At 61.4% G+C, this 6,000-nt stretch carries 5 protein-coding genes; all 5 read right to left on the bottom strand.

Annotation, left to right across the window (positions count from 1 at the left end; genetic code table 11):
- Positions 1 to 144: 144 nt before the first annotated feature.
- A complete protein-coding gene (locus WA904_RS17350; RefSeq protein WP_425198378.1) occupies positions 145 to 1,260 on the bottom strand; it encodes a response regulator in 1,116 nt (371 codons plus the stop codon).
- Positions 1,261 to 1,558: 298 nt separating this feature from the next.
- Positions 1,559 to 2,770: a nitrate/nitrite transporter gene (locus WA904_RS17345; protein WP_425198377.1), complete on the bottom strand. Its 1,212-nt coding sequence runs from the start codon at positions 2,768 to 2,770 to the stop codon at positions 1,559 to 1,561.
- 181 nt (positions 2,771 to 2,951) lie between these two features.
- On the bottom strand, positions 2,952 to 3,410 hold the full coding sequence (locus WA904_RS17340) for a chemotaxis protein CheX (RefSeq protein WP_425198376.1): 459 nt from the start codon (positions 3,408 to 3,410) through the stop codon (positions 2,952 to 2,954).
- A gap of 8 nt (positions 3,411 to 3,418) precedes the next feature.
- A complete protein-coding gene (locus WA904_RS17335; RefSeq protein WP_425198375.1) occupies positions 3,419 to 3,790 on the bottom strand; it encodes a response regulator transcription factor in 372 nt (123 codons plus the stop codon).
- A 58-nt stretch (positions 3,791 to 3,848) separates the two neighbouring features.
- A complete protein-coding gene (locus tag WA904_RS17330) occupies positions 3,849 to 5,984 on the bottom strand; it encodes an ATP-binding protein (protein ID WP_425198374.1) in 2,136 nt (711 codons plus the stop codon).
- Positions 5,985 to 6,000: the final 16 nt, after the last annotated feature.

The raw sequence follows: 6,000 nt of genomic DNA, 5'->3' as shown, positions 1-6,000 counted from the left end.
TCGCAAAGTAACGCAGGATTTGACGCACTTTTGCTTCGCTGAGTTTGGAGCGTCTGAAATACCGATTTTTCTGAATCACCATAGGAACTTAGCTCATCTGTTGATGAACTTTGCTTCCTAAGCCCCTGATTTAATAGCGCGAACTTATGGCGTCAGGCCCAGCAGCTCGGTCGCGTCGATGGCGCTGCTGCGCCCGGGCGCGGAAAACCGCTTGCGGCGGCCGGTTTTCACCATGCCCGTCACCTCGCGCAGCAGGCTGGCGCTGGCGGCGATTTTCCAGTCGGCCTGCTGCGCCTGTTTTTGCAGCAGCAAGCAGGCGCTGACCGCGTCACCCACAGGCAAGATCTGGGACTTTCCGCGCAGCGGGTCTTCCAGTTTGGCCAGCGTGACGGCGCCGCTGTTCAGTCCCACGCCCACTTCAAAACGCGGCAGGGTGCGGCCCGGGAAATGGCTGACCAGAAAACCCTGCACACGGTGCGCCGAATCGATCAAGCCCAGGGCGGCCTTGGTAGCGCGCAAGCCGCTGTTGACGGTGTCGGTGTCGGTGCTGTCAACAAACACGGCGAGCAGGCCTTCGCCGACGAACTGCATGTGGTAGGCGCCGAAGAGGTAAACCGTGTCGCCGGCATTGTTGTAGAACTGGCGCACGACTTCGCTCAGCTCCGAGCTGCTCAGCTTTTCCGCCAGCGCCGGAAAGTTGACCACGTCGACAAACAGCACCGTGGCATTGGCAAATTTCCGGTCTTCCACCACAGACTCGGCAGTTGGCCATTTTTCACCCAGTTCCGCCAGCAACCTTTGTTCATACAGGCGGATCAGCTGTTTTTTCTGGTTGCTCAAGGCGGTGGCAATCGCCGTGCCCATCGCCCGCGCCTGGGCGGACTGGCGCATCAGCTGCTTGTTGAGCTGGGCGGCGGTGGCTTCGCGCAGCTCATCGAAGACGATCGGTTTGGTGAGGTAGTCGTCGGCCCCGCTGGTCATGCCGCTGCGCACGTGTTCGCGTTCCTGCAGCGAGGTCAGGAGGATGACCGGCGTGGCCTGGATGGCCGGGTCGGCGCGCAGGGCCTGCATCATGGCGAAACCGTCCATCTCGGGCATGTTGACATCGCTGACCACCAGGTCGGGCCGATGCTCGCGCACCATCTCCAGCCCGGAGACGCCGTTGTCCGCCTCCACTACCTCGTAACCTTCGAAGCGCAGCGCCGCCGCGATCAGCTCCCGGATCGTCTCGTCGTCATCGATCACTGCTATCAAAGCCATTTTTTTTCCATCCCATAGAGCGGCTACAGGGTTGAAGCTTACCAGCGCTGGTCGCTTTCCGGGCATGACCCGGTAGCGGCGGCGGCGAATAGCGGCCAGGGCCGGAGGCTTTGGCTGGGCGCTATTGAATTGATAGCTTCTTACGCCCGTTGGATAAGGGCTGGAGGCCTGAAACATCAAATAATGAGCGCGCGGCCACCCTTCTGGCTTCGGCCCCGCTACGCTTGGCTTTTTTTCGAAAAGTTAGCCTGCACTGAAAAGTCGGCCAAACGCTTTTCGCGCTTTATCGCTTCGCTCATCAAGCGCTGCGCGCACGACCTCCCTTTTCAGCCCAGGTGCGGGTCCAGCGCAGTTGCATGACGCGCAGCATGATCAGCATGACCAGGGCCAGCAGCGCGAAGGCAACAAAACCCCAGAGGTAGGTTCCGGCGTACTGCTTGGACAGACCCATGGCGTTGGGCAAAAAACCGCCACCCAGAGCCCCGATTTCCCCGATCATGGAACCGGCCACGGCAGTGGTCAACGGCCAGCGCAGCGGCACGAGCTGGAACAACGCGCCGTTCCCTGCACCCAAAGCGGCAAAACACGCCATGAACAACAGGGTGGTCACCGTGAGCGAGTTGCCGGCCAGGCCACACAGCACCAGCGTGATGGCTACCACGACGAGCACACCGCTCAGGGTGTTGATACCGCCAATGCGATCGGAGATGTAGCCGCCAACCACCCGTATGGCCGAGCCCATCAGCGCGGCCAGCATGGTGAGCTGGCCGGCCTGTACCTTGGTGACGCCGAACTGGTCATGAAAGTAGGTGGGAAGAAAACTCGCCAGGCCGATGAACCCGCCAAAAGTGATGACGTAGATCAGGCTGAAGGCCCAGCCGTCTTTTTCGAACAGGCAGGCGATGTGCTGGCGGAAGGTCTGGTGCTCGATGTCCGGTGGCTCCTTGGCGAAAACCACCATCACGACCATGGGAATCAGCATGAAGAAGGCTGCCAGACCATACACCGCTTGCCAGCCGTAGGCCACGGCCAGCGGCGGCGCAAACAGCACGGCCAGCACGGTGCCGGAGTTGCCTGCGCCCGCAATGCCCATCGCCAGGCCTTTGTATTTGGGCGGATACCAGCCTGAGCCCAGCGACAGCGCCACGCCGAAACTGGCACCTGCGATGCCCAGCAGCACGCCCATGGCCAGCACGTGATCGTAGGAGCTGATGAAGAAATAGCCAAAAGCCAGGGCCATGACAATCATGCCCATTTCAACCAGCGCAGCGTTTTTGCGTCCTATGTATTGCGCCAGAATGCCCAACGGAAAACGCATGAAGGCCCCCGCCAGGATGGGCACCGAAATCATGAAGCCCTTCTGGGCGGCCGTCAGTTGATAAGCTTCGCTGATGAATGGTGCCATTGCACCGTTTAGCACCCAGACGGCAAAGCAGAAGTCGAAGTACAGGAAGGCCGCGAACAAGGTCGGTGCGTGGCCTGATTTGAGAAAGGTGCGGAATCCCGCCATGGTGCAAATCCTCGGTGAATTGAAAGGTGATTCACAAAGATTGTGCAAAATACATGCCAACTTGGGGCGTTGGCGGCGCACCCTTGCGGCGCAGTTCAAACCGAGGAGGTGTATTTTCTTGGTGCGCCGCACAAGTTATGTGCGGTCAAGCCTGGCCATACGGGCAGAGCGCCTGGGTACTTCAGTGCTTGCGGTCCATGTCCACACACACCATGGCCGCATAGTGGTTCCAGCGCAGGGTGATCACATAGGGGTGCGTGCGCACCCGGGCCTTGATGCCTTGCGCCCCCTGCAGCTTGATCGGAACCGAGATCTGCAGTTCCGCCCCCAGGGCCTTGCGTGCATTGCCCGCCAGCGTGTTGGCAATTTCGCCCACAGCGTCCAGCAGGTTGCTGTCGCTGAGGTCGGTTTCGTGCTGCAGCAGCAGGATTTCACGCACCAGCTTGCCGGGCATGGAAACCACGACATGGCCGTTGTGGCTGCCGGCAAAGGTGACGATGCCGTTGAATTCGAAGCCTTCGATATCGCCGGTGCCCAGAAAGGCCGAGGTGATCACGGGTTCCTGCCGGGTGGTGACTTTCAGGTAGTTCCTGATCGAATCGACAAACAGCTTCAGATCGGTTTCATTGAGTGTGGCCACAGCTGCTCCTAACGCGCATCGGAAACGTCGAGCAGCGCCATCTGCAGCTCTTCGTCGGTAAAAGGCTTGGCAACAAAGCCGCGTGCGCCCAGCTTGAGCGCCTGGATGGCGGTGGACTTGTCGCTCAGGGCGCTGACCACCAGGATGTTGATCTTCGGGTCAAACCTGAGCAGCTCCGTGATGCATTCAATGCCGTCCATCTCGGGCATGGTCAGGTCCATGGTCACCACCTCGGGCCGGGTGGCACGGGCCAGGCGCAAGGCCTCGCGGCCGTTCTTGGCCAGCCCCGCGAGGACGATGCCCTTGAGCCCGCCGCTTTGCACCACACGCGAGATGCGGGTGCGGATCATGTTGGAGTCGTCAACAATCATTAGGCGCATGGAGGTCTCCGTGTGAGGAAGGAACGAGCGTGAGAGTCATGATGCGCAGCGCAGGGGGTTATGAAAAAACGATCCTGAACTCGGTATGCTGGCCCGGCGTGCTTGCCAGCAGCAGGCGCGCGCCCAATTTCTGTACGTTGGCCTGAACCAGGTCCAGGCCCACACCGCGCCCTGCATGGGCCGACGCCGTGTCGGCGGTCGAAAAACCCGGTTTGAAGATGTGCGCCACGATTTGTTTGTCACTGAAGCTCTGTAGCTGTTCGGCGCTATACCAATGCAACTCCTGCAGACGGCTGCGAACATTGGCCGCATTGAGGCCGGCACCGTCGTCGCGCACGCTCAGTTGCCACTGGCTGCCTTCATCGCGGGCGAGGTTGACCGCCACCTGGCCTTCGGGCGGTTTTCCGGCCGCGGCCCTGGCTGACGGCACTTCCACACCGTGCACCACCGCATTGCGAACCAGCTGGATGGCCACTTCGCGCAGCAGGTCCAACTTGTCCGCTGGCAGGTCCGGCGCGCTGTCCATCTGCACGCTGGTGTTGACGCGCTTGCCGCAGGCGCTGCCGACTTCCTCGGCCAGCTGTGTCAGTGTGGTGTGCAGGGCCTGCGGTACGGCCTCGGCCATGGCCTGCGCGGAATCGTTGCCCCTTTTCATGCTCATGGCCTTGAACGCAGCCACCTTGGACAGCAGGTCTTCCAGCGGCAAGGGCAGGGCCAGCAGGGCGTCGCCTGTGGCTGCGCCGCTGTCCTTGAGTTTTTGCAATTCGTTTTCAAACTGGTGGGCCAGCGAGGCAAGGATTTCCAGGCCCAGGGAGGATGCATCGCCCTTGATCGCGTGGATGCGGCGATAGGCACCATCGACGGCCTTGAGCACCTGGGCCTCCGATGCGGCGGCAGAGGTGCTGCGCAGCAGGTCGTTCACCTCGAGCAGGGAGGCTTCTGCGCGTTCAACAAAGCCGCGCATCATGGCCGGGTCGGTTTCAAAGGCCTTGAGCATCATGGACAGCTCTTTTTGCGAGCGCTGCCGCTCGCCGCTTAATTTGGCCTGCAGCTCCACTTTCTGGGTGATGTCCTGCACGGTGACCAGCAGGTGACGCACCGCGCTGCCTTCGTGAACCCGGTTGAAGTGGAAGGACAAATATCGCTTGCTGTCCTGACCCATGCGGTTTCTCACGGTCAGTTCCACTTCCGCCAGCGGGTTGATGCCCTGGACCAGCTGTTCCTTGACGTGAGGGGAAAAGAGCAGTTCGACATAATCGCGCGCGTCGGTGAGGGCTTTGGGCGATACCAGCGTGGACAGGACCTCGAAGAAGTTCTGCCCGGCAACCAGCGTCTTGCCGAACAGCACGTGGGTCGAGCGCGAAAGCTGGGAGCCCAGCCGGTGTTCGGGCGTGAGCAGGAACAGGCCCTCGCGCACGCTGGCAAGAATCTCCCGGTTCTCTTCGGTCGCAGCTTCGATGGCCGCGTCCGAGGTGTTCAGGCGGCGCAGGAACTTGAAGAGAATGAAGGCGAAATTGAGCAGGGCCAGGACAATGCCGACGGTCTGCACCATGCGCAGCGCGCTCGCCCGGTCCGAAGCCACGGCTTCCAGCGCGGTGGTCAGCTCGTTCATCAGGCCCAGCAGCTTCAGGTTGTTGGCCTTGGCGTAGTCCACTGCCTCTTGCAATTGCTGGTCCGAGGCCGTGCCGGCGAGCACCGGCACCAGTTTTTCCTGGTAGGGCGTCCAGAGGTCCTGCGCCTTTTTCAGGATGTCCAGCGCCTTGTCCCCTTCGGCCGCCCGCAGGAAAACAGGCTTGCTGTCGCCGCCCGGCACGGTGGCGCCGCTCTGGAAGCCCTTGAGCGACACATCGAATAGACGCACTGCGCTTTTCAGCTCTTCCAGTTCCTTGTCGGCGGGCAGGCCTTTGCTGTGCGCCGCATCCACCGCCAGCAGCGATTTGGCCGTTCGCTGCGACAACATGCGCTGACGGCCGGACAGGTTGACGCCCAATGCATCTTCGGCAATCTGGAAGGAGGTGTAGAAATTCAGGACCAGGACGCCCAGGTCGAACAGCAGGAACAGCGCCACCGCAATGATGATCTCGCGGTACTTGCCGAAGGAGGCCATGCCGTGCGTGCGCCGTGGCCGTGCGTGTGGCGACGAAGATGTGGCGGCCGCCAGGGACGGGCCATTGGCAGGTAAAACAGCGGACATGAGCGTCTTTCGTTGC

The sequence above is a fragment of the Polaromonas sp. genome (assembly GCF_049790275.1).
In the GTDB taxonomy this organism is placed as follows: Bacteria; Pseudomonadota; Gammaproteobacteria; order Burkholderiales; family Burkholderiaceae_C; genus Polaromonas.
The sequence above is the reverse complement of the archived record's forward strand: the minus strand, read 5'-3'. Positions and strand labels throughout refer to the sequence as shown.

Bases quoted from the DNA above. Each gene is read 5' to 3' on its own strand.
- WA904_RS17350 (WP_425198378.1), bottom strand. From the start codon at position 1,260: ATGGCTTTGATAGCAGTGATCGATGACGACGAGACGATCCGGGAGCTG.
- WA904_RS17345 (WP_425198377.1), bottom strand. From the start codon at position 2,770: ATGGCGGGATTCCGCACCTTTCTCAAATCAGGCCACGCACCGACCTTG.
- WA904_RS17335 (WP_425198375.1), bottom strand. From the start codon at position 3,790: ATGCGCCTAATGATTGTTGACGACTCCAACATGATCCGCACCCGCATC.
- WA904_RS17330 (WP_425198374.1), bottom strand. From the start codon at position 5,984: ATGTCCGCTGTTTTACCTGCCAATGGCCCGTCCCTGGCGGCCGCCACA.